Annotated in this window: 18 protein-coding genes; 4 read left to right on the top strand and 14 right to left on the bottom strand. The window is 60.8% G+C overall.

Annotated features, from left to right (window positions below; translation table 11 throughout):
* Positions 1-86 precede the first annotated feature (86 nt).
* The 7 genes from M1B35_RS23950 to M1B35_RS23920 form a co-directional block, all read right to left on the bottom strand.
* Entirely contained in the window at positions 87-1,841 is a 1,755-nt protein-coding gene (locus M1B35_RS23950) for an ABC transporter ATP-binding protein (protein ID WP_268263286.1), read from the bottom strand.
* Positions 1,838-3,679, bottom strand: a complete 1,842-nt coding sequence (locus M1B35_RS23945) for an ABC transporter ATP-binding protein (RefSeq protein WP_268263285.1) — start codon at positions 3,677-3,679, stop codon at positions 1,838-1,840. The genes M1B35_RS23950 and M1B35_RS23945 overlap by 4 nt, the downstream gene beginning before the upstream one ends.
* Before the next feature lie 21 nt (positions 3,680-3,700).
* Positions 3,701-5,251 (bottom strand): thioesterase domain-containing protein, encoded by a 1,551-nt coding sequence (locus M1B35_RS23940; RefSeq protein ID WP_268263284.1) that lies wholly within the window; start codon positions 5,249-5,251, stop codon positions 3,701-3,703.
* Positions 5,248-6,492: an MFS transporter gene (locus tag M1B35_RS23935; protein WP_268263283.1), complete on the bottom strand. Its 1,245-nt coding sequence runs from the start codon at positions 6,490-6,492 to the stop codon at positions 5,248-5,250. The genes M1B35_RS23940 and M1B35_RS23935 overlap by 4 nt, the downstream gene beginning before the upstream one ends.
* 11 nt (positions 6,493-6,503) lie before the next feature.
* On the bottom strand, positions 6,504-8,555 hold the full coding sequence (locus M1B35_RS23930; protein ID WP_268263282.1) for a TonB-dependent receptor: 2,052 nt from the start codon (positions 8,553-8,555) through the stop codon (positions 6,504-6,506).
* Between the two features lie 106 nt (positions 8,556-8,661).
* Positions 8,662-9,618, bottom strand: a complete 957-nt coding sequence (locus M1B35_RS32065) for a helix-turn-helix transcriptional regulator (RefSeq protein ID WP_268263281.1) — start codon at positions 9,616-9,618, stop codon at positions 8,662-8,664.
* Positions 9,619-9,732: 114 nt separating this feature from the next.
* Positions 9,733-10,437 (bottom strand): CerR family C-terminal domain-containing protein, encoded by a 705-nt coding sequence (locus M1B35_RS23920; protein WP_268263280.1) that lies wholly within the window; start codon positions 10,435-10,437, stop codon positions 9,733-9,735.
* Between the two features lie 109 nt (positions 10,438-10,546).
* Here M1B35_RS23920 and M1B35_RS23915 point away from each other — a divergent pair, with 109 nt between their 5' ends.
* From M1B35_RS23915 to M1B35_RS23905, 3 genes are read left to right on the top strand one after another with little or no spacing between them, the layout of a single operon-like run.
* Positions 10,547-11,647 carry an HlyD family secretion protein gene (locus M1B35_RS23915; RefSeq protein ID WP_268263279.1) on the top strand — a complete coding sequence of 367 codons (1,101 nt, stop codon included), beginning with the start codon at positions 10,547-10,549 and terminating at the stop codon, positions 11,645-11,647.
* The gene (locus M1B35_RS23910; protein WP_268263278.1) at positions 11,640-13,217 is read left to right on the top strand and encodes a DHA2 family efflux MFS transporter permease subunit; all 1,578 of its coding nucleotides are present in this window, start codon (positions 11,640-11,642) and stop codon (positions 13,215-13,217) included. Before M1B35_RS23915 ends, M1B35_RS23910 begins: the two co-directional genes overlap by 8 nt.
* Positions 13,217-14,641, top strand: a complete 1,425-nt coding sequence (locus M1B35_RS23905; RefSeq protein WP_268263323.1) for an efflux transporter outer membrane subunit — start codon at positions 13,217-13,219, stop codon at positions 14,639-14,641. The genes M1B35_RS23910 and M1B35_RS23905 overlap by 1 nt, the downstream gene beginning before the upstream one ends.
* Positions 14,642-14,942: 301 nt before the next feature.
* On the opposite strand, the gene M1B35_RS23900 is transcribed toward M1B35_RS23905, so the two are convergent.
* The 7 genes from M1B35_RS23900 to M1B35_RS23870 form a co-directional block, all read right to left on the bottom strand.
* Complete coding sequence (locus M1B35_RS23900) at positions 14,943-16,205, bottom strand: OprD family porin (RefSeq protein WP_268263277.1); 1,263 nt, start codon at positions 16,203-16,205, stop codon at positions 14,943-14,945.
* 118 nt (positions 16,206-16,323) lie between these two features.
* Positions 16,324-17,976: an AMP-binding protein gene (locus tag M1B35_RS23895; RefSeq protein ID WP_268263276.1), complete on the bottom strand. Its 1,653-nt coding sequence runs from the start codon at positions 17,974-17,976 to the stop codon at positions 16,324-16,326.
* Complete coding sequence (locus tag M1B35_RS23890) at positions 17,973-18,713, bottom strand: nitroreductase (protein ID WP_268263275.1); 741 nt, start codon at positions 18,711-18,713, stop codon at positions 17,973-17,975. The genes M1B35_RS23895 and M1B35_RS23890 overlap by 4 nt, the downstream gene beginning before the upstream one ends.
* A gap of 39 nt (positions 18,714-18,752) precedes the next feature.
* Positions 18,753-20,099 carry an MFS transporter gene (locus tag M1B35_RS23885; protein ID WP_268263274.1) on the bottom strand — a complete coding sequence of 449 codons (1,347 nt, stop codon included), beginning with the start codon at positions 20,097-20,099 and terminating at the stop codon, positions 18,753-18,755.
* A 171-nt stretch (positions 20,100-20,270) separates the two neighbouring features.
* A complete protein-coding gene (locus tag M1B35_RS23880; RefSeq protein ID WP_268263322.1) occupies positions 20,271-21,254 on the bottom strand; it encodes an AraC family transcriptional regulator in 984 nt (327 codons plus the stop codon).
* 157 nt (positions 21,255-21,411) lie between these two features.
* Positions 21,412-22,122 carry a hypothetical protein gene (locus tag M1B35_RS23875; RefSeq protein ID WP_268263273.1) on the bottom strand — a complete coding sequence of 237 codons (711 nt, stop codon included), beginning with the start codon at positions 22,120-22,122 and terminating at the stop codon, positions 21,412-21,414.
* A 58-nt stretch (positions 22,123-22,180) separates the two neighbouring features.
* Positions 22,181-23,365: an aldo/keto reductase gene (locus M1B35_RS23870; RefSeq protein ID WP_268263272.1), complete on the bottom strand. Its 1,185-nt coding sequence runs from the start codon at positions 23,363-23,365 to the stop codon at positions 22,181-22,183.
* A 188-nt stretch (positions 23,366-23,553) separates the two neighbouring features.
* Between M1B35_RS23870 and M1B35_RS23865 the strand changes: the two genes are divergently transcribed.
* Positions 23,554-24,528 (top strand): AraC family transcriptional regulator, encoded by a 975-nt coding sequence (locus tag M1B35_RS23865; RefSeq protein WP_268263271.1) that lies wholly within the window; start codon positions 23,554-23,556, stop codon positions 24,526-24,528.
* The last annotated feature ends 95 nt before the right edge of the window (positions 24,529-24,623 follow it).

Genomic DNA, 24,623 nt, shown 5'->3' with positions numbered 1-24,623 from the left:
TCCTTTCGTCAACGGCCGGATACGGGGCGGCCGTTCACTCAAACTGAATAAACTCAGGGGTGCAGCGCGGGGGGGGTACGGGGTGCTTAGCCCAGCGGCGGTGCCGCCGCTCGCAAGCGCCATTGGCGAGTGCTGTGTTGCTGGGCCCAGAAGTGCGCGTAGAGCCCAGCGCGGTCGAGCAGTTGTGAGTGGGTGCCGTGTTCCTTCACGCGGGTGTGCTCCAGGACCAGAATCTGGTCAACGTCAGTCAGGGTGTAGAGGCGATGGGCGATAACGATCACGGTCTTGCCGCGCATCAGCGCCGACAGCGCCTGGCGGATTGCGCTTTCATTCTCGGCATCCAGCGAGGCGGTGGCTTCGTCGAGGATCACGATGGGCGTGTCCTTGAGTAATGCGCGGGCGATGGACAGCCGCTGGCGTTCACCACCGGACAGCGCCTGGGCCGTGGTCAGCTGGGTGTCGTAGCCCTCGGGCAGGGCCATGATGAAGTCGTGGCAGCAGGCGGCGCGGGCGGCGGCGATCAACTCGTCGTCGCTGGCCTGGGGCCGGCCGATGCGCAGGTTGTTGGCGATGCTGTCGTTGAACAAATGGGTGTCCTGGAATACGAACGAGATGCAGGCCAGCAGGTCGTCCTGGCGCATGTCGCGCACATCCACGCCACCCACCAGCACTTGGCCGCTGTCGGCGTCATAAAAACGCGCCAGCAGCTGTGCGAGGGTGGTTTTGCCGGAGCCGCTTTCGCCGACCAGCGCGGTGACCGTGCCAGCGGCGGCCTTGAAGGAGATGTCGGTGAGGGTCGCCAGGCCCGGTTCATGGCTGAACGACAGGTTGCGCACTTCAATGTCGTAGCGTTGCGGCACCTGCGGCTGGGCGGGCTCAGGCAGGCACGGCTCATTGAGCAGGGCCTGGATGCGTTCGAAGCTCTTTTCATAGAACGCCAGTTGCGCCAGCAGGGTCGCCGACTCACTCATCATGCTGAAAAAACGGTGGCCCATGATCAACATCATGATCAGCAGCGCCTGGGACAATTCGCCTTGCACCGCCAGGTACACCGAACACGCCAGCAGCGCGAGGAACCCGAACTCCAGCAATACCGAGAAGCCGATGGCCAGCAGGCCGGCGATGATTTCGATGCGAATCGACACGCTTCGCAAGGTGTGCATGGCGGCCTGGATATCGCCGAAACGTTCGATCGACAGGCCAAACGCGCGGATCACCTTGATGCCCTGCACGAACTCCAGCAAGCGGCTGCCGACCTCGGCTTTTTGTGCAAGCTTGGCGCGGCCCAAGGCCTGGAAGCGTTTTTTCAGCAGGCGAATCAAACCGCCACCGAGGGCGGCGCAGGCCAGGGTCAGCAGGCCCAGGCGCCAATCGATCAGCACCATCAGCGCCGCCGTCAGCGCGGCAATGCCCAGGCGCCCGAACAGTTCGCCGGTCAGGTGGGTGAAGGCTTCTTCGACGTGGGTGGCGTTTTCGGCGAGCACGGCGGTGAGGTCACCGGTCTGGCGCCGGGTGTAGAAGCCCAGCGGTAATTTGCGCAGGTGTTCGGCCACTTGCAGGCGCAGGTCGCAGAGCATGCCGGTGCCGCCGATAAAGCCACCGACGTTCGAGGCCACGTTGCACACCAGTTGCAGGCCCAGGCTCACCAGCAGAATCAGGCTCAGCCACAGCAGCAGGTGCAGGTCAAAGGTGGCGCTGAACATGCGTTGCAGCGCGACATACAGCACGCCATAGGGCACGGTGGCGAACAGGGCTTCGGCCATGCGCCAGGCAATCGCTTGCCAGACCTTGCGGTTATCGACGCTGTGGGTGATGCGGAACACCGCTAGCAACAGGTTCATGGGGTGATGTCCTCCAGCGGTTGGCGGGCCGGGTGAGTGGGCGTGGGGTGGCTGCTGATGCGCCAGTCACTGTGGGTTTGCTGCAACTGCCAGAGTTGCGCGTAGAGCTCGCTGTGTTGCAGCAACTCGGTATGGCGTGCGTTGGCCTGCAAGCGGCCCTGGTCAAACAGCAGGATCTGGTCGGCTTCTACGATGGTGCTCAAACGGTGTGCAATGACGATCACCGTGCGTGTGCGGGTCAGCGTGGCGATGGCTTCGAGGATCTGCGCCTCGTTGAGCGGGTCGGCAAACGCCGTGGCTTCATCGAGCACGATGATCGGCGCGTCCTTGATCAGCGCGCGGGCAATCGACAGGCGCTGTTTTTCCCCACCGGACAGGCGTGCGCCGCGTTCGCCCAGTACGGTGTGATAGCCCTGGGGCAAGCGCTGGATAAATTCGTGGGCCTGGGCGGCCTTGGCGGCTTCGATCACTTGTGCTTCATCCAGGTCGGTGCGGCCCAGGCGGATGTTCTCCAGCACGGTGTGGTTGAACAGGAACACGTCCTGCATCACGTAGGCGATCTGTTGGTGCACGTCGCCCAGGGTCATGGCGCGAACGTCCTGGCCATTGAGGCGGATGGTGCCGCTGCTGGCGTCCCAGAAACGCACCATCAATTGCGCCACGGTGGATTTGCCGGCGCCGCTGGGACCGACGATGGCGGTGAGGCTGCCGCGTGGCAGGCTGAAGCTGACGTTGTGCAGCACCTCGTTCTGGTCGTAGGCAAAGCTGACGTTTTCGAAGCTCAGCGCCGGGCAGGCGTAGGGATCGGCGGGCGGTGCCAGGTGCAATTGCGTCAGTTGCGGGGCCTGCATCAGCGCCTGGATGCGGTTGTTCGCCGCTTCCACCAGGCGCAGCAGGTTGCCGAAGAACGCCAATTGGAACAGCGGCCGCGTAATGCCCAAGCCCAGTAGCAGGCACAGGGCAAACAGTTGCAGCGATAGTGTGCCGTGCAGGTAGAAGTACCCACCGGCCGGCAAAATAAACAGGGTGTTGGCTGCGATCACCACGGTAAACGCCGACCAGCCCGGCACGGTGGTTTGCACCATGCGGCCGATCACCGAGCGGTAGGCGTTGATTGCCTGGGTCAGTCGGTTGGAAACCGTCGCGCCCTGGTGGTAGGTCTTGAGCACGGCAATGCCCTCGACGTAGTCCACGATGGTCGCCGACAGGTTGGCGTTGGTCTCGGCGTATTCGGCCATGATCTGCGGGATGCGCTTCCACAACAGCAGTTGCACGGCCACCGCCAGCGGCACGGTGATCAGCGTCACCAACGCCATGCGCCAGTCGAACCAGAACAGCGCCACGGCACTGGCCAACGGCAGTGCTGCGGCGGCCACGCTGTCGGTGAGGTGGTGGGCGATAAACTGTTCGAGGCGGTCGATGTCTTCGCGCAGCACTTGGTTGGCAATCGCACTGGTGCGTGTGGTGATCCAGCCCAGCGGCAGCAGGCTCAGTTGGTTGGCGAGTGCCAGGCGCAGGTCGAAGAGGATGTCGAACGCCGCCAGGTGGGCGAGCACACCGCCAGCAACCAGCAACACCCAGCGCAACAGCATGGCCGCCGCGCCCCAGGCGAGAATCGGCCACAGTTGTTCGAGGGACGCGCCAGGGCCTTGGGCGAACAGCATCAACACCCAGTAGATCACCAGCAACGGGGTGATCGACAGCACGCTGCTCAGGCCGGCGCACAGGCTGGCAACGGTTAGGCGAGTGCGGTGGCGGCCGGCCAACGCCAGTACGCCGCCGAGGCCTTTGTGGGTGGGGGGGGCCGTGCTGTCTTCAGGGGCGGTGTGTTCGGTCATGGAAACTCCTTGGGCTTGAGGTCAGCGCGTGAGGCGGCGCGCCTGCTGGCGTAGCGAGGCTTGCACGCGGTCACGTTGCTCGCGCAGGAAAAAGTGTTCGGCATCCAGCAGTTCCAGTTCGAAACCGTGCTGGGTGTAGGCTTGCCAGCCGCGCATGAAAGGGGCGGGCACCAACTTGTCGCGCAGGCCGGCAAGGCCATGGATGGGGCAGGGCAGCGGCTCGCAGGTACTGCGCTGGTAGCCGGTGGCGACGCTGAAATCGGCAAGCAACGTGCCTTTGATGGCGTGCAGCAAGGCCTCGGCCTGCATGACTTCGCCGGGGGTGCCACCGAGCAGCGCGAGCACGGCGGGCAAGTCGGCATCGTCGAGGTCGGCAACCCGCAGTACGTGGCTCAAGCGCGCGGTCAGCGGCAGGTCGGGCGGGGTGGTCGCGGTGAGCCACAGGGCTGCCGGTGGGCGTCCCTGCTGGGTGAGGGCCAGGGCCAGTTCATACGCCAGTTGGCCGCCCAGGCAGTGACCGTAGAGCGCATAAGCGCCGTTAATATGCGGGCCCAATTGCGCCAGGCCCCAGTACACCCATTCATCCATGGTGCGCAACGGGCTGTCGCTGCGAAAGCCTTCGCGACCGGGCAATTGCACCGGGCAAAATTGCAGGTCTGTGGCCAGGTCCTGGGACCAGCCGCGAAACACCGAGGCACCACCGCCGCCGAACGGGAAGGCAAACACGGGCAGCGGGCCGCTGGCGCTGGGAACTCCATAGGGGAAGACCGCGTTGGGCGGGTCGATGCTGGCGCAATGGTTCACGCGGGGTACGGCCGGGCGCAGTGGCGGTACGCTCCAGGCGCGGGTTTGGCCGGGGGCGGTGGTGCGTTGCAGGTACAGTGCCAGGTAACGCAGTTCACCGTTGGCCAATGCGCGTTCAATCGCCTGGGTTTCGTCGCGGAACACGGCACGCAGGAAGTGTGCTTCGCCAGCGGGTCGTGAGCGTTCTGCCATCGCAGCGCCGACCCCTGGGCTCAGGTCCACCTGTTGCTGGAGGGTGAAGCCTGCATCGGCGGCGTGCTGAATCAATAATTGAGCCGTGGCGGGGCTCATCAAGTCCGCCATCACCAACAGGCCGCCGGGTTTGAGCACGCGCGCCGCGCCCTTGAGAAAGTCCGACGGCGTATGCAGGCCTTCCAGTACTTCAACACCCAGCAGCACATCCTGGGAGCTGGGCAGCTGTGGCAGGCTGCACATGTCCGCCACTTGCCAGCGCGCCTTGATAGCGGCAAAGCGCCGACGGCAGGCTGCGATCTGTTCATGGCTGACATCCAGCCCGGTGAGCCCGGCCGGGCGCCAGCGTTGTGCGATGGCCGCCAGCGCACCGCCGCGACCACAACCGGCGTCGAGGATGTGCTTGCCGTCCAGCGCGATGCCATCGAGTACCGCCCACAGCAGCGCGGCTTGCGGGTTGCCGCTGTTTGGCAGCAGGCCGTGGCAGAGGAATTCAAGACGCGCGTCCAAGTCTGCGGCGGTGCTCAGCTCATCCAGCCGCGCGTAGACCAGTCGGGTCAATGCCGTACTGCTCATGCGTGCGCCTGCGCATGGCGGTAGAAACGCGGCGCGAGGATCAGCCCGGCCAGGGCCAACACGCTGGTGATCGCAAAGGTCACGCCGTAGCCGACATGGTGCGTCACCACGCCGGCACTCAGGCCGAACACCACCGCGCAGAGCGCGTCAGTGCATTGGAACACGGAGTAATCGGTACCGGCCTGGGCGGGCGACGACCAATCCATCATCAGCGTATAGAGCACCACAAAGCCCATGGACATGCTCAGGCAGAACGCCAGGAACACGCCGATCAGCATGGGCTTGGCGTACCAACCCTGGGTCTCGACGACGAGGTAGGCCAGTTGCAGCAGCAGATAGCAGACCAGACTGGCCTTGAGCATGGTGCCGCGCCCCACGCGATTAAGCAGCCTGCCGCCGAGGAACGCCCCGGCGATTCCGGCCAGGGCCACGCCACTGCTGGACAGCAGGCCTACCTGCATCACATCGAAGCCATGGTCGATCAGGTAAGTGAGCATGATTGCCGTGAACCAGCGCACCGATGCCTGGAACGCCACCACCGTGGCCATGCCCCAACGCACTGTCGGACGGCGCCAGGCTGTGCGAACGCTGGGATGACGGGTGTCGGCCAAAGCCGCGGCAGGGGTCGACGGCAGCGCTCGCTTGCGCAGCCACAAAGCGGGGATCGCACAGAGCAGCAACAGGCTGGCCATGTAGCCCATGCCGGCGATCCAGCCGAACTGATTGACCACCATGACCCACAACCCGCCGCCCAAAATGTAGCCCAGGTAGCTGCCGCCGATTTGCATGGTGTTGCCCAAGCCGCGTTGGTCGCGGCTGAGGGTTTGCACGGCCATGCCGTCGGTGACGATGTCTTGGGTCACCGTTACCAGCATCATTAGCAGGAGCAGGGTGAAGATCGCCACCAAGGCGTCCTGAGGCGGCAGGAGGATCAGTGCAAGCATGCCGGCAAGCAGGCTCAGTTGCAGGCGCCCGGCCCAGAGCAAGCGCGTGGACGGGCCGCTGCCGGTGATGCGGTCAGTGCGTGCGGCCCACAGGAACTTGATAGTGGTAGGCAAGAACAGCAGCGACAGCAAGCCGATCTTGTCCAGGCCAATGCCTTGGGCACGCAGCAACACGGGCAAGCCTTCATGGGCCAGGCCGCTGACCAGGCCCTGGGTGGCATAGAGCCCGCCCAGGGTGGTGAGCACGCCCGCCAGTTGCACCGGGCGCTGTGTGGCAGTGGGGGATGCAGTGGTCATGCTCGCCTCCATCAGTAGCTGAGGTTCATGCGAAGCCCCACCAGGCGACTGTCGCCCAGTTGATAGGCGGTGCCAAACGGCGCGCCGGCGTTGAAGGCGTAAACCGAGTAAGCCTTGTTCGCGAGGTTGTCGGCGTAGAGGTCGGCGGAGAAGTTTTTATTCACCTGCCACGACAGGCCCAGGTCCAGCAGGGAATAACCGCCCTGGCTCAGGCTGTTGCCTTCGTCGAAGTAGGTCTTGCCGACGTAGGTCACGCCCATGTGCGGGATCAACTGGCCGCCGTTGGGCAGGTCGAAGCTGTACTGCGCATTCAGGTTGGCGGTGCGGTTGGGGGCATAGGGCAGGGTGTTGCCACTCAAGTCGGCGCTGGAACCGGTGGGGTCTTTGTAGTGGCGGAATTCGGAGTTGTTGACGGCCACACCGGCTTTGACTTGCAGGTGGTCGGTCGGCATCCACTTGGCATTGAGGCTGGCGCCTTTGGTTCGTGCATCGCCGACGTTTTGCAGGTATTGGCCCTGCACCGGACCGACCGAGAGCTGGTAGTCCTTGATCTTGAGCAAGTAGGCAGAACCGGCCAGTTCCAGGGTGCTGTCGAACAGGGCGGCCTTGAAACCGACCTCAAAGTTCTGCGCCTTTTGCGGCGAATAGTTGAAGTCGATGTTCTGCGGTGTGACAGCGCGGGTGAAACCACCGGCCTTGAAGCCGGTGCTGTACAGGGCGTACGCCGACAGGTCATCGGTAAAGCGGTAGTTGATCCCCAGCTTTGGCGAGGTGGAGCTGTCGCGCTTGTCGTCGCTGCCATCAATGGCGCCGAAGCGCGTATCGACGTCGGTGCGTTGCTGTTCGAAACGCAGGCCGGGGGTGATGTCGAGGCGGTCGGTGGCGTGCCAAGTCACTTCGCCGTAGGCGGCGTAGGAGCGGATGTTTTGGTGCGACATCAGGTCGTACAGCGGGATTTCACGGTGGAACTGCAAATCTTCGGCATACAGGCCGGTGACGAAGTCGAACGCTTTTCCGTCTTCGCGCTTGGAGGCCAGGCGCAGTTCCTGGGTCAGGGTGCGCTGGGTTTCCGGGGTGTAGCTGCCGAATACGGTGCGGTCGTTGTCGCGGTCCTGGTAGCCGGTCAGCGACGTCAGCAGCAGGTTGCCCAAGTCGTAATTGATGTGCAGGCCGTAGCTGTCGGTGGTCAGCTTGTAGTGGGACTCCACCGGCAGCACTTTGCGTTTGCTTTTGTCGGCCTCGACCGAGAAGTATTCGGCGTCGGAGTTTTCATTGTCGTGGGCGGCCGTGACCATCACGTCCAGCGGGCTGTCGCTGGGGGCGTAGCGCAGGCGGATGCGCGCATTGTTGTCTTCGTTGTCGCCCAGGCGCTTGCCCGTGTACATGTCTTCGAAGTCGCCTCGGTTGTTGACGGTGCCGACCGCCACGTCGCCGAACAGTGTGTCGTCCACCAACGGCCCGCTGGCCAACAGTTGCAGGCCACGCCCACGGCTATTGATGTCGGTGCTGGCTTCCAGGTGGGTTTGCTCATCGGGCTTGCGGGTGACCACATTGATCACGCCGCCGATGGTGCCACGGCCGTAAAGCGTGCCTTGGGGGCCGTAGAGAATCTCTACTTGTTGCAAGTCCTGGGGCAGCATCTGCGAGAGCAGCGCTTGGTCCTGGGGCAGGCCATCGACATACAGCTGCGCGGCGGGGTTGTAGAAGTCCGGTGACGACTGGCCACGGATGGTGAAGTTGGAAAAAGCCCGGCTGGAACGCTGGCGAATGTTGACATCAGTGAATACGCGGTCGAGTTGATCGACACGACGCAGGCCGCGAGGTGTGAGGTCTTCGGGGGTGGCGACGTCCACGGCGCCGGCAATCTCGTTGATCGTCTGGTCGCGCTTGGTGGCCGAGACAGTGATGGCCGGCAGGTTGAGTTCCTGCTCCTGTGTGTCTGCCGCGAAGGCCGGGCTTGCCAGGGCAAAGGCCAACACCGAGAGCAACGCGGTATCGCTGACAGGACGCCAAACGCAGGTTGGCAAAGTGTTGCGCAAACGAGGAGAGCAAGAGTGGGTCATGGGAGTAGTCGCCGGACATTTTTAGTAATAAGAATTATTACCATTGCCGGATATGACGACTACCCCAAACGGGAAATTACGACCCTGTGCGGGAATAACTCTGCGTTCAGCGCAGGCTGTCCTTGATCTTGCTGGCTTTGAGGCTAGCGGGCGCCACGCCATGGCTACGGCGAAACGCAGCGGCAAACTGCCCGGGGTTGGAATAGCCGACAAACTGGCAGGCTTGCAGCACGCTGCTGTGGCCGCTTTCGATCAGCGTCCTTGCGCGCTGCATGCGCACTTGGCGCAGGTAGCTGGCGATGGTCTGGCCGGTGACCACCTTGAACGCGGATTTTAAGTAGCACTCATTGAGACCGACCCGGCGCGCCAGGGAGGCAATCGAATGGTTGCTGGAAAACTCCTCTTGCAAGATGTCGCAGGCGTCGGCCACCGCCACGCGATGACGGTTAGGCATCACCTGTGACGTGCGCCACGGCTCGTGACCGACCAGCGAGGCGACCATTTGCAGGGCGGCCGCTTCGATCTGCAAGCGCCCGACAGTGGTGTACACCGGTGCTGTCAGCAGGGCAGCGGCGGTCACCAGGCCCATGGCGTGGCAGGCGTGGTCGGTGTTCAACAGGATCTCGGCTTCGCTGGAATCTTCGATGCGCCGGGACTGGTCCTCGAACAGCTGCTCCAGCAGGCTCTCTGGCACGTCGATGGACACGCCGCTGAAATGCCCGACCATTTCACGCTTGAGCACCTGGGGATCGCGCGCGTGGCGCAGCATTACGCCGTTACCGCGATAGATGGTCGGCTTGCGTTGTTCGGGAATCTGCAGGTGCAACTCGCCAGCGGTCATGATCTTGATGGTCAGGCAGCCGGGTTGCTGGGTGTAGCTGTCTTCGTAGGTCTGGGCGAAATCGTATCGGCCGCGGGCGAGGGTGATGCCATGGCCGATGCGGTAGATATCGGTCCAACCCTGGCCAAAACCAGGGGCGAGTTCAAAGCGCGAATAGTTGGCGATGCTGTCATCGGGCAGGGTGGCAGGCGCGCTCGTGTGATTAAAGGCGGGGGTCGACACAGGTATCTCCCAAGTGCGTATAACCAGATGAATCAGGCCAGGCCTGACGCGTAAGGCCTTTAGAGTAAGCCTTTCCGTCAGTTTTTAAATAGTAACTATTCGCATTAAAAAATATTAGTGCTCGCTTCGTGCATTGGCCATGGCTTGTAACGTCAGGCGATTCTGTTCGATCAGCACCTTGCGCACGGTCTCCATGCGCGCTTGATCAATGCTGTCCCAATTCAACGCACGCAGGATGGGCGTGCGCTTGGCGCGGAACACCATGCTTTGGCTATTGAGGGCCAGCGTGCGGATGATGGTGGTTTCGTGATCGGCTGGCAGCCCGGTCAGGCGCCCAACGAGGGTGCGGGTTACCAGTGCCAGGCGCACGTTGAGGCCCTGGTCCATCAATGGTGCGGCGGCGGGTGGGCCCATGCCGGATTGCTCGATGGCGATGAAGCGGCGCCAGTTGTCGGTGTCGGGCTCATCCAGGATGAATGAAATGAACCGCCCCAGGATCGCCAGATACCGTTCGATCAGGGTCTGGTCGTCGCACTGCAGGTCGGCCAGTGCGGTTTCAGCCGCCGATACCACGTCCCCCAAATGCTCCCAGAGTTTGCCGAGGATGTGGTTGATACACGCCAGGTAAACCCCTTCCTTGTTATCGAAATAGTACTGCAGGGCCGGCGCATTGACCCCCGCTGCGCTGGCGATCTGGCGCGTCGAGGTGCTGCCGTAGCCATGCTGGGCGAACTGCTCCACGGCAGCCTCGATGATCCGCAGGCGCGTCTCTTCACCGCGTTGATAGCCGCCTTCCTTTGCTGGTCGATGCCGTGCCATGGGAACCCTGAAAAATGGAATAGGGTTGGAAAATATATCACTTGACATAAATTGACCATCCCCGCATTTTTACCGATTGGAATATTTTGAAACATTATTGGAGCGCGGCATGTCCGTCGACACCCCTATCGATCAGCACGGGCGCCTTGAACCCGTGACCCAATCCCCGGCAGCTGCCAGGCGCAAACCGCCCCGTGCATTGATTATCCTGGGCCTGGTCGCCGTGCTGGCCGTTATCGCCTGGGGCGTGCATTGGTGGCTGTATGGGCGTTTTATCCAAAGCACTGATGACGCCTATTTGCAGGCCGACAGCATGACCGTCGCCCCCAAGGTTGGCGGCTATGTCGCGCAAGTGCTGGTGGGTGACAACCAGACCGTCACCGTCGGCCAACCGCTGGTGCGCCTCGACAGCCGCAAATACCAGGCGGCGCTGGACGAAGCCTTGGCTACCGTGAACTCGCGCCAGGCCGATGTGGCCCGGGCGGCTGCCGAACTGGTGGAGCAGGGTGCAAGCATCGCCCAGGTGCAGGCGCAACTCGACGGCGCGAATGCCGACCTGCGCCACGCCCAGTTGCAGGTCAAGCGCTATGGCCCGTTGGCGCGTTCCGGGGCGGAAACCGAGGAGCGCCTGGCCGAGTTGAACAACCAATTGGCCCAGGCCAGCACCGGCCTGGCGGCGCACCAAGCGGCGTTGCGCGCGGCGCAAACCAAAGTCGGCACGTTGCAGGCGCAATTGCAGCAAACCCAGGCCCAGCTGGCCGTGGCCCAGGCCAGTGCGCGCCAAGCGCAACTGGACCTGGACGACACCACCGTGATCAGCACCCTGGACGGTCGCGTTGCCGACCGCAGCGTGCGGGTCGGCCAGTTCACCCAGCCCGGCACGCGTCTGCTGACGGTGGTACCGGTGCAGGCCCTGTACTTGATGGCCAACTTCAAGGAAACCCAGATTCGCGACATGCGCGCCGGGCAACCGGTGACCGTGCACGTCGACGCCTTGTCCGGGCAACCTCTGCGTGGCCATATCGACAGTTTGTCGCCCGGCACCGGCGCGCAATTTGCCTTATTGCCCGCGCAGAATGCCACGGGCAACTTCACCAAGATCGTGCAACGGGTGCCGGTGCGCATCGTGCTCGACGACGCCACGGCGGCCGGCACCACCCTGATGCCGGGGCTGTCGGTGACCGTTGACGTAGACACCCACCATGGCTGAGGCACTGGCGACGGCCGATTCAGCACCGCGCGAAGCAAATGCCTCCGTCACCGACTGGATCGCCGTGGCGGCCGGTGCCCTGGGGGCGTTGCTGGCGACCCTGGACATCTCCATCACCAACTCGGCGTTGCCGCAGATCCAAGGCCAGATCGGCGCCTCCGGCACGGAAGGTACGTGGATTTCCACCGGTTACCTGATGTCGGAAATTGTCATGATCCCCCTCGCCGCGTGGTTGACCCGGGTCTTCGGGCTGCGTCGATTCCTGATGGGCGTGGCGATCATGTTCACGCTGTTTTCGTTTGCCTGTGGCATGTCCACCAGCCTGATCGGCATGATCATTAGCCGCATCGGCCAAGGCTTTGCCGGCGGCGCGATGATCCCCACCGCACAAACCATCATCGGCACACGCCTGCCCAAGCATCAGATGGCCATCGGCATGTCGATGTTTGGCCTCACCGTGCTACTCGGTCCATTGCTTGGCCCGGTGCTCGGTGGCTGGTTGACCGAAAACATTAGCTGGCGTTGGTGCTTCTTTATCAACTTGCCCATCAGCCTGGCCCTGGTGACCTTGCTCTGGACCGGTATTCGTCCAGAAAAGCCCGACCTGCACCAATTCATCAAGGCTGATTGGGTGGGCATTCTCGGCCTGGCGCTGGGCCTGAGTGCGCTGACCGTGGTGCTTGAAGAAGGCCAGCGTGAACATTGGTTCGAGTCGAGCATGATCGTCGGCCTCAGCCTGCTCTGCGTGCTGGGGTTTTGCCTGGTGGCCTACGGGCAATTCACTGCGCAACGGCCCATCGTCAAGCTGAGCCTCCTACGCAACTCGCGCTATGCCAGTGTGATCCTCATCGTGTCCACCGTCGGCGCCGCCATTTATGGCGTGTCGTACTTGCTGCCGCAGTTCCTCGGCACGATTTCCGGCTACAACGCCCAGCAGGCAGGTTCCATCATGCTGCTGTCGGGCATCCCGGCATTTTTGTTGATGCCGATCCTGCCGCGCCTGCTGCAGCGTTATGACAGTCGCTGGGTGGTGGGCATCGGCCTGGTGCTGTTTGTGCTCAGTTGCATGCTGAGCCTGAACCTGACCATCGACAGCGTTGGGCATGATTTCGACAACTCGCAGATCGTGCGTGGGTTTGCGCAGATCCTGGCAATGATGCCACTCAACCAGATCACCATGGCCGCCGTGCAGCCCCATGAAAAAGGCGAGGCGGCGGGGTTGTACAATATGGCGCGCAACATTGGCGGGTCCATGGGCCTGGCGTTGACCGGAGTGTTGATTGACCGCCGCAACAGCTACCACGACGCGATGATTCGTGAATCGCTGACCGCCAACAGCCTGCAAGGCCAGGCGCATATGGCGGCGCAAAATGCCTCCTTCATGACCCAGTCCGGCGACCAGGCCCTGGCGCAGTTGCAATCGGTAGCTGAGTTGACCCGAAGCATCGCCCTGCAAGCCCAGGTGATGACCTTCAGTGACTGCTTTTACGTGCTGGGCATCGCCCTGGCGCTGTGTATCCCGTTGGCGCTGCTGCTGAAAAAACCACCTCTACCGCCGAGCCCCGCATGATGATCGATAAAACCTGCCTTTATCTCATGGCCCTGGGCGTACTCACCGGCTGCACCGTTGGCCCGGACTACCACGGCGCACCGCCGGTGGCACAAGCCAGCCTCGCCGCCGGGCGTTTTGCCCATGCTGACCCACGCTTGGCCAGCAGCCCGGCAGTGGCGCAGTGGTGGAAAAGCCTCGGTGATGTGCAGCTCAACCAGTTGGTGGAAAGTGCGTTGCACGACAGCCCGGACCTGCTGGCCGCCCAGGCCCGCTTGCGCCAGGCGCGTGCCGGCCTGCACGGCGAACAGGCCAGCGCGCAGCCCAAACTCACGGCGAATGCAACCGCGATACGCATGCGCTCACCCGACCTCTCACCATTCACCGGCAGTGACAGTGCCGGTGGGAGAGGGCCGTTGTCGTTGTACCTGAGCGACTTTGATGCGAGTTGGGAAGTCGACCTGTTTGGCGGCACCCGGCGCGCCATCGAGGCGGCATCGGCCAGCGCGGATGCCTCGGCCGAAAGCCTGGCCGATGCCCAAGTGCAACTCGCCGCTGAAGTGGTGCAGGCCTATGTCAACCTGCGGGACCAGCAAACACGCCTGGCGTTGGTGGACGCGTCCACCGAGCTGGAGCGGCAAGTGGTCGACCTGACCGAGCAACGTCGCAGCCAGGGTGTGGCCTCGCAGTTGCAGTTGGAGCAGGTCACCACCCAATGGCAAACCACCCGTGCCCAGCGTTTGCCGTTGCAGGCACAGGTGATCGAATCCCTCGACCAACTGGCCGTGCTGTGCGGCCGCGAGCCCGGCGCCTTGGACGCGCAGCTGGGCCAAGCTACGGGGTTGCCGAGTGTGCCAGCGAGCGTGCCGGTGGCCGACCCGGCGTCGCTGATCAAGGCGCGCCCGGACATCCGCATGGCGGAACGGCAGTTGGCCTCGAACAACGCCCTGGTCGGTGAAAAGACTGCTGACTGGTTCCCTAAACTGTCGTTGATCGGCGACCTGAGCTTCAGCGCCGCCGAGCCGTCGCACTGGGTGCGAAAGGACAACGCCACCTGGTTGCTGGTACCACGCCTGACCTGGAACGCCCTCGACTTCGGCCGTGTCGCCGCCGACGTAGACAGTGCCGAAGGCGCCGTCGAAGAGGCACGCGCGCACTACCGCAGCGTGGTCCTCGGTGCGTTGCGCGATGCCGACGTGGCCCTGGTACGTTACGGCCATCAGCGTGAAAACGTGGTGCTACTGCGCGACATCGAAGCCTCCTCGGCCCGCGCCGCCAGCCTGACCCGCGAACGCTACGATGCAGGCACCGCCAGCACCCTGGACTGGCTGACCGCCGAACGCACGCGCTTCGACGCCGAACAGAATCGCGTGAGCGGTGACAGTGAGTTGCTTAAGGACTTTGCTTCGCTGCACAAGGCGTTGGGCCTGGGTTGGCGTGGTTGAGCTGGACGCAGGCGTCTGTAGTTCTATTACTTGCGTCAGAGACTGTCCGAGTCGGCTCGCCCAAGCCTGCGTGCATCAGCCACGACATTGATAGGGGCATCTGTTGCCGCTTGGCTAGGGTTCGTTCGGCCTAAGTCAAGAAGGAATCGTAGATCTCTTTCTGCTGGCGATGAGAAGGGGGTCTCCCCGTACAGATCGATAACCTCAGCAAGGACACGCAGATTCGTTTTCAGCTTTATGAATGGACGAACGTGCGGTTGGACGGCTGTTGGCGCAGCCGACCAACGATTGACTCCATTCGTCAAAACTTAAATGTATACCGGAAAATCAGGCGGTTTTCGTTGGCGCTATCGGCGTATGTCGACCGATTGGTCGAGTTTCGCCATTGCGCTGACACATTTTTGAACGGCCCACTCTGGATGGTGTAAGTGATATCGGTCACACGTTCCCATTCCTTACCGTCCTCTCCTTCAAGTCGTAAGTGGGCGGCCTGAGCCGAGCTCAGTAACGTCGGGTCTACCTTTTGTCCTTTCGCATACTTCAAACCAAGGGTGAGTCCAGGCAATCCTGCGGCGGCAAAATCAAAATCGTAACGTGCAATCCACACCCGTTCCTGAGGCGCCGTAAAGGTGCTGACCAGCGACTCGCCGAACAAATAGGTATCAGCGCCGTTGACCATGGCGAACGGCGTATCGCCCCAGGCCCTCTGAAAGCCAACGCCCAGGGTGTGACCGCTCTGGCGAAAAGACAACATCGTGCTGAGGGTACGGTTATTCACATCACCCACCCCTTGATCGCCTGTATCGCCGGCCGAAAAGTAGCGAACGTCAGACAGCACGGTACCGCTGCCCAGCGCGTGTTCATACTTGAGGCCAAAGAAATTCGAGCGGTAAAGGTCTTCCAACTCAGCCACGTGGTAGCTGAGTGAGAGTTGGGGCATCGGTTTGTAATCAACCGCCAGATAGGAGAAATGATCTGCCTTTACCGGCTTGTACCCGAACGCCGTCAAGGGTTCGAAATCCGTGGAGTTGCGTTGTTTGACCGCGTTGATACGGATTGCACTGAAGGTCAGGGAATCCAGCTCTTTGGATACCAGCATCCCACCCCGGAACACTTGCGGCAGCAGTCGGCTGTTATTGCTCGACAGCAGCGGGAGTACCGGGTTGAGCCCGCCGATGCGCAGCTCACTACGGCTTAGGCGGGCTTTTGCGGTGGGTATGAATTTGCCGTATTGATCTTCTACATTGCGCCGCGAGTCGTAGGCCAATAGGCCTGACCCCGTACGCTCAGGGCTGGAGTCGAGTTTCACCCCGAGCAAACCGAGTGCGTCGACGCCAAAACCCAACGGGCCCTCGGTGAATCCGGACTGTAGATTCAAAATAAAGCCCTGAGCCCACTCATCGCGTTTCGATTGGCTGGCCCCTTCGTTACGAAAGTCCCGATTGTAGTAGAAGTTGCGTAATTCCAGGCTGGTCTGTGTATCACCGACAAAGTCTGCAAAGGCGTTTGGTGCCGCAGAGGAAAACAACAGGATCGTCACCGACGTCGTACGGTTTATTGCCATCTCGAATGCACCTTTTGTTGTTGTTTTTGGTGTTTGCGGCGCGCACGCCCCCTCAGAGGGAGGCGCTTGCGCGCTCCGCATGCCGACAGTCTTGAGGTCTAGTAAAAAGGGTGAGGTGTCAGCCCGTTGAGGCCAGCCGTACGATTGCCTCTTGGCTTCCGGCTTGTTGGCGCAGGATGAACTTCTGGATTTTCCCTGTGGCGGTTTTCGGCAGCTCCATGAATATCACGCGGCTCGGGCACTTGTAGCGGGCCAGGCGCGCCTGGCAATACGCGATCAATTCAGCTTCGGTGGGTGGCTGAACCTGGCTTCTGAGCTCGATGAAGGCGCAGGGCACTTCACCCCATTTGTTGTCTGGCTGCGCCACCACGGCGGCATGCAACACCGATGCGTGACCATGAAGAATGTCTTCGATCTCTACGGATGAAATGTTTTCACCGCCAGAGATGATGACGTCTTTGGTGCGGTCGGTGATTTGCACGTAACCGTTGGGATGAACCACGGCGACATCACCGGTATGGAACCAGCCGCCCTCAAATGCTTTTTGCGTTGCGGACTGATTTTTCAGATAACCCATCATGACGGTATTGCCGCGCAACAACAGTTCACCTGTAGTCTGGCCATCATGCGGAACGGGTTCGAGTGTTTGTGCATCGGCAACCAGCAAACCTTCGAAAGCTGCCGCCCGCGCGCCCTGTCTTACGCGCATCCTGGCTTTTTCGGAGGGGCTGAATTCATCCCAAGTGTCCTGCCAGACGCAACTGACCGGAGTACCCGCGACTTCGGTGATGCCGTACACGTGGTCGACCTGAAAGCCCATTGAAAGCACCGCGTCCAAGACTGTGGCCGGGGGAGGGGAACCGGCCGTCAATACACGCACAGGGTGGGGGAGACTGAACGGTGTTGGGGTGTTCGCAAGCATGGCCATCACCGTCGGTGCTGCACAGAAGTGATTGGCTTTATGTTCGACAATGGCGCCGAAGACAGCGTCCGCTGTCACTTTGCGTAGGCAAATGTGGGTGCCTGCCGCAGCAGTGATCGCCCATGTGAAGCACCAACCGTTGGCATGGAACATGGGCAGCGTCCATAAATACCGTGGCGCCTGGGCAAGCGGCCAATTGGTCATCTGCAGTAAGCTCATCAGGTAGGTGCCCCTATGGCTGACCACGACGCCTTTGGGATCGCCGGTGGTGCCGGAGGTGTAGTTGAGGGCTATCGGCTGCCATTCCGTGCCGGGCCATACGCCCTGGAAATTCGGGTCTCCTTCGGCAAGCAGGGCTTCATAGTCGATCACATCAATTACGCCAACTGCCGGGGCCAGGTGATCTCGGATTATCACGATTGCCGGTGGGCGTTCGAGCTTCTTCAACGCGGCACTGGCCACGGCCATGAACTCGCAATCCACCAGCAGTAAGCTGCACTCACTGTGCCGCAGGATAAATGCAATGCCTTCGGCATCCAGGCGATGGTTGATGGTATTGAGGATAGCGCCGGATAAAGGAATGCCGAAGTGGGCTTCGATCATTGCCGGGGTGTTCGGTGAGATAATCGAAACCGTCTCCCCTGGTTGCACGCCCCGGCCCACCAGCGCTGAGGCGAGGCTATAACAGCGCTCACGTGTTTGTGCCCAAGTACGCTGCAGTTCTCCGTGAATAATCGCGACACGCTCAGGATGAACCAACGCGGCGCGGTCCAGAAATCCCAAGGGCGTTAACGGAACATGGTTGGCTGGGGTTTGATCAAGTCCACTTGCGTACGCTGCACTGATCATGGGCAGGTCTCCTTATTATTATGATGAAAAATGGCGAAAGCGCTGACCGGTTCCCGAGCTGTCACTAGAGTGTTTTCAATGGCCTTGGGGTCGGCATAGCCAAGGCTCATGCCACACACCAGCATCTGGTCGGCGGGAATGCTCAACATCTCTGAAATGACGTTGTGGTATTTGAGAAATGCGGCCTGCGGGCAGGTGTGCAAACCCCGCCCACGTGCTGCCAGCATGATGCTTTGCAAAAACATGCCGTAGTCCAGCAGGCTGCCCTGTTCCAGGACGTTGTCCACGGTGAACAGCAGGCCCACCGGTGCATCGAAGAAACGATAATTGCGCCCATGCTGTTCGTGCATGTGCTGCTTTTCACCCTTGGCGATGCCGAGCAGTCCGTAGAGGTCCCAACCCACCTTGCGCCGCCGATCGATGTAAGGCGTGACCCATTCGTTCGGGTAATAGGTGTAGGGATCCTGCAGGCCGCTGCTGAGCTGTGGGTCGTTATCTATCGCGCTGATGGCCAACGACAGACGCTCTTTCGCCGCACCGGTTACAACGTGCACCCGCCAGGGTTGCATGTTCACTCCCGAGGCACTGAAACGTGCGACATCCAGAATCGCTTCGATTTCTTCATGCGCTACGGCGGTCGGCAAAAAGGCCCTGACGCTGCGCCGTGATGTGATTGCCCAGTCGACAGTACGCTGGGTTTCTTGCGCAGACAGTGGCGTGGGTAACAGGCGATTCAAGATACGTATCCTTTTGGCAAGTCAGTTCCGGGTGAGCCGTCAGTGGGATAGGGCCGGTAATTTGCTGGCCTGATGGGAGTCAGCCCGTGACTGATTGACGAACGTGACCGCCAGTGCGCCGATCAGGCCTGCCAGCGCGATCACCATGAAATTCTGTTCCAGCGGCAAAGCCAGTGAAACGAGCCAGCCGATCAACACTGGCGCGATGATTGCGCCGATCCGTCCCACTCCGGAGGCGAAGCCCACACCGGTGGAGCGGATGGGCGTGGGGTAGAAGTCCCCGGCATAGGCGTAGGCGATCAACTGGGTACCCAGCGTCGAGGCGCCGACGATGAACACCACCACAAACAACAACTCGGTTGAGCGTGTGAAGGCCATCGCGGTGAGTGCCAATGCCCCCACGATGTAGAACGCAATCAGCACATATTTGATATTGAGCTTGTCGCTCAACCATCCCCCGCCGATCGCACCCACAATCGCGCCCACGTTGAACACGATGACAAAGTTCAGGGCCGATCCGAGGCTATGACCCGACATCGCCATCAACTTGGTCAGCCAGGAATTAAGCGCATAGACCATGAAAAGCCCCGTCATGAAGGCCAACCAGATCATCACCGTGCTGAACCCGCGACCTTCGCTGAAGAGACCCTTGATCGGGCTGTCGAGTGCGGCCTTGGTCTCGGTTGGGTTGCCTACCAATACCGCGTCATCGCTCAGTCGGAGAGTGGGGCTGATCCTCTGAACGATAGTGCGTAGTTCAGCCTGGCGGCCTTGTTTGAGCAAATACGCCATGGACTCCGGCATGGTTTTTAATATCAGAGGGATCAGCAGCACAGGCAGCCCTGCGACAAAGAACACCGACTGCCAGCCATGGCTCTCGATCAGGTGTTTTCCTGTCAGTGCAACGAGAATGCCGCCCACGGAGTAGCCCGAGAACACCAGGGTGACTAACCGCGTACGCAGCTTGGCCGGTGAGAACTCGCCCATCTGCGCGGTGACTATCGGCAAGACGCCGCCGATTCCAAGACCCGCGATAAAGCGCGAAATGCTGAAGCTGATGGGATCACTGGTCAGCCCTGCGGCGGCGGTAAACAGGCTGAACAGCGCCACACAGATCGCGATCATTTTTGGACGGCCGATGCGGTCAGCCAGTGTGCCGAGGAAAATGGCCCCGAGCATTGTTCCCAGCAGGGCCGACCCCGCCATCACGCCGGCGCTGGTTGCGTCAATGCCCATGTCTTGCATGATGGCGGGCAGGGCCGCACCGACCACGGCAAGGTCATAACCATCGATGATCAGGATAAGCACGCACCAGAACAGAATCAGCCGGTGAAACCGGTTGAATGTGGATTCGCCCGCGAGCGTATAGACGTTCACTGATTGCATGAGGTGTCTCCTTCAATCTTATTGTTGTTGGTGAAGTGCACTTGGCGAGATTCTAGGAAGGCGAGCAGGTGCCGCCCATGTCGGGTGGCACCAATTTGTGTGAGCTGTTTGGGCATGGGTGCAACGCAGTGCACTGAGCGGCGTTGGGGCCGGGTGGCCGCAGGGGGAGGCTTACTCCTCCAGACGTCCCCGTCGATAGGCGCCGGGGCTGACGCCGGTCCATTTCTTGAACGCCCGATGAAACGCACTGGTTTCCTCGAAGCCGGTGGCGGCCGCAACCTGTGTCACGGTCATATCGCCACGCGACAGCAGGTCAATCGCCATGTCGCGGCGAAGGTTGTCCCTGAGGTTCTGATAATGCGTGCCCTCGGCTTGCAAGCGGCGTTGCAGTGTCGAGTTGGACATGTGAAGGATCACCGCCAGTTCATCGCGCTCGGGCCATTTTTCCGGGCTTGATCCACGCAAGTAGCGTCTTATCTGCGCACTGAGGCTGTCGTCGTTGCGGTATTTCACCAGAAGGCTGCCGGGGGACTCCTTGAGGAAGGCAGCCACCGTGGCCGGCGACTGCGCAATTTTCATGTCGAGGAATTTTTTGTCGAAACTGACCTGGGTCACGGACGCGTCGTATTCGATGTCTTCACAGAAGCGCATGCGGTAGTCGCTTTGATCCTCAGGCCTGGAGGCCCGGAAACTGAGCCTGTGCAAGGGAATACGCTGGTTGACCAGCCAGCATGACAGCCCGTGTACGAGGATGAACCAGGTGCCATAGGCAAATAGGCGGCGCAGGACACCCTGGTCGTGTACCACGATAAAAGCCTGATCGCCCTCGACCTGCAACTCACCATGAATGTCATCCAGAACCAGCCGCAGGAATGACAGCATTCGCTGCAGTGCCTGGCCCAAGGTGCTGCAGTCCAGGAGCGCATGGCACATCAGCTTGAAGCTGCCGCGACGCATAGGATGGGTGTCGATGCCAAAAAATTCGTCATCCAGCAAGTCGGCTATCTCCACCCACAGTCGGGCGAAGGAGGTCGCTGAGACTCGCGCTTTCGGGGCGTTGAGCAGTTGCGGGTCAATGTCGGCATTGGCCAATGCCATCGTCAGGTCCAGGCCCCGTTCTCTGGCGCTGTGCAATGCCTCATGCACCAAAGCCATTGACGTGGTGCCTTTGTCCTGGAGGGGCGTCATGGATGTTCCGTGCAGGTGTGGTTGGCCCTAATGTAGGGCTAACGCACATCCACCGCCAGCGGGACGAGTAGCTCTCGGCTCAGGCGCGTGCGTGAGTGCCTGTTTTTCGCTCGACTCTTTATTTTTAAGTCGGAGGGCTGAGCGCAGAAAGTTTTCTTGCTCCTGCTGCAGAGTTTAACCAGAGCAGAATGGCAGCGAGAGAGGTGGCTACTATCAGCGTAAGCCACATGATGACCAACACGCTGAATGTGACGCTATTGTTTAACTCACGGAAAATGCCGAAGGCAAAAGCGGTGTACCAAGACACACCCGAAACTGCGCCTGATGCGAGAAATAAGGCAGCTCTGCTGCGGGAGACTCCAAAGAGCAGGGGGCGACTCAAGTCGCGTAGTGCTTCTGGCAACACAAACGCATGGATGATGACTCCATTGATGGTCAGGGCGATCACCACAATTATCTTCGCCCAGAGTTTAGGGTTTTCCAATTTTCCCGGCGACTCCATCGCGTAAAGGGCTAGGAAACCAAGGCCTGAAAGCCATAGGAGGCATAGTCCAGTAGTGACCGCGTCGCTGATGAAGTGAAAGGTGCGTCCGATTTCAACTGGGAGGCCCCCCCTGCGCATCCAACGGAAAATCCAGAGGTCTAGCATGGTTGCCCCGCCGAGACCGAAGCACATACCGAGCAGGTGTATACCGACAAGGAGTGTCAGAACGTTTAGCTGTGGGAGTGGATCAGGCAAGGGAATGCTCAGCGCAAGTGTGTCTGCGAATAAGTGACCGCTACTGGAGAGCGCAAATAGGCCGCCGAAAATCATGAAAGACGTTCGTATCTTCATTTGTTACGACCTCAGGCTAGTGTTCTTATTCAGCGGGTAGCACGGGCGTGGCCCTTATTCAGGAAGGAACCGGTGCTTGCGCATCGATCAAGCTCTGGCTCTTGAGCTCCTCCCAAAAGGCTGACGGAATACCGACCTTCATCGCTTGTACATTGGAAACTATCTGCCCCGGCGAACGCGCCCCCGGAATGATCGCGGACACTTGCGGATGTGCCGCGGCGAACTGCAGGGCGGCGGTATGAATGTCAATGCCGTGTCGGCTGGCAACCGCCATGATCCGCGCGCGCTTTTCTACCGCTCCGGCAGGTAGATCCATGCTGAAGTTGTATCGGCTGCGCCCTCCCAGAAATCCATCATTCAGGGGTGTTCCAACCACGACACTGGTGCCCTTGCTTCTCAATGCCGGAAAGGTGTTGCGCAACGCATCGCTGTGGTCGAGGAGGGAATACTGACAGGCAAGCAACACGATGTCGGGCGTCGGGTCATGACTGGTCAGCGCCTGAACCACGGCGTTCGGTGTATTGACTCCGAAGCCCCATGCCTTGATGAGTCCTTCATCACGCATTTTTTCAAGCTCAACCATCGCCCCTGTGCGCGCAATTTGATACGCCGCTTCCCATCCGCCCTCCAGCTCGGTGTTATCTGGCGAGAGGTCATGGATAAAGACGATATCGATACGGGGCAACCCCAGACGCTGCAGGCTGTCTTCCACGGAGCGACGCGTGCCTGCTGCGGTGTAGTCATATCGATAGTTAAAGGGCGCCGGCGACTTCCAGATGGCATGGTCCGCGCGCAGGCCACCAGCGGCCGTCAATACGCGGCCGACCTTGGTGGAGACCACATAATCGTCTGGATTTTTGCCGTGCAGGAAGCGGCCCAGACGATATTCACTCAAGCCAAACCCGTAGAACGGCGACGTGTCGTAAAGCCTTACACCCGCCCCCCAAGCAGCCTGCAGAACCAAGGCCGCCTGCTCGTCGCTGATCGGCGCAAAGATATTGCCAATCTGCGTCCCGCCCATACCAAAGCGTTGAGGTGTCATGTATCTAATGGCATGTGAGGGCGAATTGAGGGGCAGGCCTGTGCGCACGAGGCGGCCTTGCGTAGGCATCACGCTTCCGCGCTCTGTCAGTGAAGAGGGCGCTGGGGCTGTAGCCACTGAACTTGCGACACTCGATGCTGGCAGCAAAGTGGCTGCAACAGCACCCGCCGCCGAATAAGTAAGAAAATCTCGTCTGTCCATCCAAATTTCCTTTCGCAACTGAGGGCTCACGGGCTCATCGAAGCCGGTCTTCATGCTAGAAACTAGAACAACGAGGGTTGGCCGGGTGACCCTAATGCGCCATATCTTTTGCACAATCCTGCCGATGCACTTGTGCTGGTCACGCACTCTCAGCAGACTCGAACTTTCCGTAAACAGGGGGGCATGTGATGACGAGCGGTTCCTTCTCGCAGTTCGGTTTCGGCCATGTGCATTCCCTGGCCTTGAGCGAACCCGCTCAGCCCAACGAGCGCCTCCAGGTACTCAGACGGCTTATCGAAAAAGTCACCCTGCAGATTGGTTTGAACGAGGTATGCACAACATCGATTCCAGGGCTGACCTTTTATCGAATGGCCGAACTGGGTACGCCCACGTACTGCATTTATGAGCCTTGCGTAGCCATCATTCTGCAGGGTGCGAAGGAGATCACGTTCGGCGAGGAGGCCTGTGACTTCGGGCAGGGGGCGTTCTTCGTCACTTCGGTCGATATACCCACACTGGCTCGCGTTACCGCCGCGAGCGAGCAAACCCCTTATTTATCAGTTGTGTTGAAGCTCGATCTTGCCATGCTCAATGAGGTGATCCAGACCTTGGAACCCCCAAGGCAGGAAATGGCTTCTGAAGCACGAGGCTTCGCATCTGGTGCGGCGTCGAGTGAGATGCTCGACGCGTTCACCCGACTCTCCACGCTGATCGAACGGCCGCTTGAGGCAGGCTTGATGTCGAACCTTATCAAGCGGGAGATATGCGTTCGGCTGCTGCTCAGTGGCGCAGGCCAGTGGCTGCGCAGCGTCACTCGCGATGGTTACCGAGATAAGGGCATCGTGAGAGCCATTGAATGGTTGAAACATCATTACGACAAACCGCTGCACGTGGCCGATCTCGCCCAACGATCGGGCATGGCCAGCTCTACTCTGCATCACAACTTTCGCAAGCTGACAGGCACCAGCCCCGTTCAATATCAAAAGTCGTTACGACTGCAAGCCGCGCGCAGCCTGATGTTGACCGATAGGGTTGATGTGAACACGGCCGCCTTGCGGGTCGGCTATGAAAGTGTCGCTCAATTCAGTCGCGAATATGCCCGGCGTTTCGGAGCCCCACCCTCGAGAGACATCAAGCACGCACGGGAGAATGGTGGACGGTGAATCGCCCCGGGATTTCGTAGACACCTCCATCGCCTTAAACTGAGGCCAATCAGGAGTGCCATGAGCAACCCACGTTGATCCCGAAGAATTCAAAA

This window comes from Pseudomonas morbosilactucae (assembly GCF_023241665.1).
GTDB classification, from domain to species: domain Bacteria; phylum Pseudomonadota; class Gammaproteobacteria; order Pseudomonadales; family Pseudomonadaceae; genus Aquipseudomonas; species Aquipseudomonas morbosilactucae.
This window is presented reverse-complemented; position numbering and strand designations above follow the sequence as displayed.

Coding starts and splice junctions, on each gene's coding strand:
- M1B35_RS23950 (WP_268263286.1), bottom strand. CDS start 1,841: ATGAACCTGTTGCTAGCGGTGTTCCGCATCACCCACAGCGTCGATAAC.
- M1B35_RS23945 (WP_268263285.1), bottom strand. CDS start 3,679: ATGACCGAACACACCGCCCCTGAAGACAGCACGGCCCCCCCCACCCAC.
- M1B35_RS23940 (WP_268263284.1), bottom strand. CDS start 5,251: ATGAGCAGTACGGCATTGACCCGACTGGTCTACGCGCGGCTGGATGAG.
- M1B35_RS23935 (WP_268263283.1), bottom strand. CDS start 6,492: ATGACCACTGCATCCCCCACTGCCACACAGCGCCCGGTGCAACTGGCG.
- M1B35_RS23930 (WP_268263282.1), bottom strand. CDS start 8,555: ATGACCCACTCTTGCTCTCCTCGTTTGCGCAACACTTTGCCAACCTGC.
- M1B35_RS23920 (WP_268263280.1), bottom strand. CDS start 10,437: ATGGCACGGCATCGACCAGCAAAGGAAGGCGGCTATCAACGCGGTGAA.
- M1B35_RS23915 (WP_268263279.1), top strand. CDS start 10,547: ATGTCCGTCGACACCCCTATCGATCAGCACGGGCGCCTTGAACCCGTG.
- M1B35_RS23910 (WP_268263278.1), top strand. CDS start 11,640: ATGGCTGAGGCACTGGCGACGGCCGATTCAGCACCGCGCGAAGCAAAT.
- M1B35_RS23905 (WP_268263323.1), top strand. CDS start 13,217: ATGATCGATAAAACCTGCCTTTATCTCATGGCCCTGGGCGTACTCACC.
- M1B35_RS23900 (WP_268263277.1), bottom strand. CDS start 16,205: ATGGCAATAAACCGTACGACGTCGGTGACGATCCTGTTGTTTTCCTCT.
- M1B35_RS23895 (WP_268263276.1), bottom strand. CDS start 17,976: ATGATCAGTGCAGCGTACGCAAGTGGACTTGATCAAACCCCAGCCAAC.
- M1B35_RS23885 (WP_268263274.1), bottom strand. CDS start 20,099: ATGCAATCAGTGAACGTCTATACGCTCGCGGGCGAATCCACATTCAAC.
- M1B35_RS23880 (WP_268263322.1), bottom strand. CDS start 21,254: ATGGCTTTGGTGCATGAGGCATTGCACAGCGCCAGAGAACGGGGCCTG.
- M1B35_RS23875 (WP_268263273.1), bottom strand. CDS start 22,122: ATGAAGATACGAACGTCTTTCATGATTTTCGGCGGCCTATTTGCGCTC.
- M1B35_RS23870 (WP_268263272.1), bottom strand. CDS start 23,365: ATGGACAGACGAGATTTTCTTACTTATTCGGCGGCGGGTGCTGTTGCA.
- M1B35_RS23865 (WP_268263271.1), top strand. CDS start 23,554: ATGACGAGCGGTTCCTTCTCGCAGTTCGGTTTCGGCCATGTGCATTCC.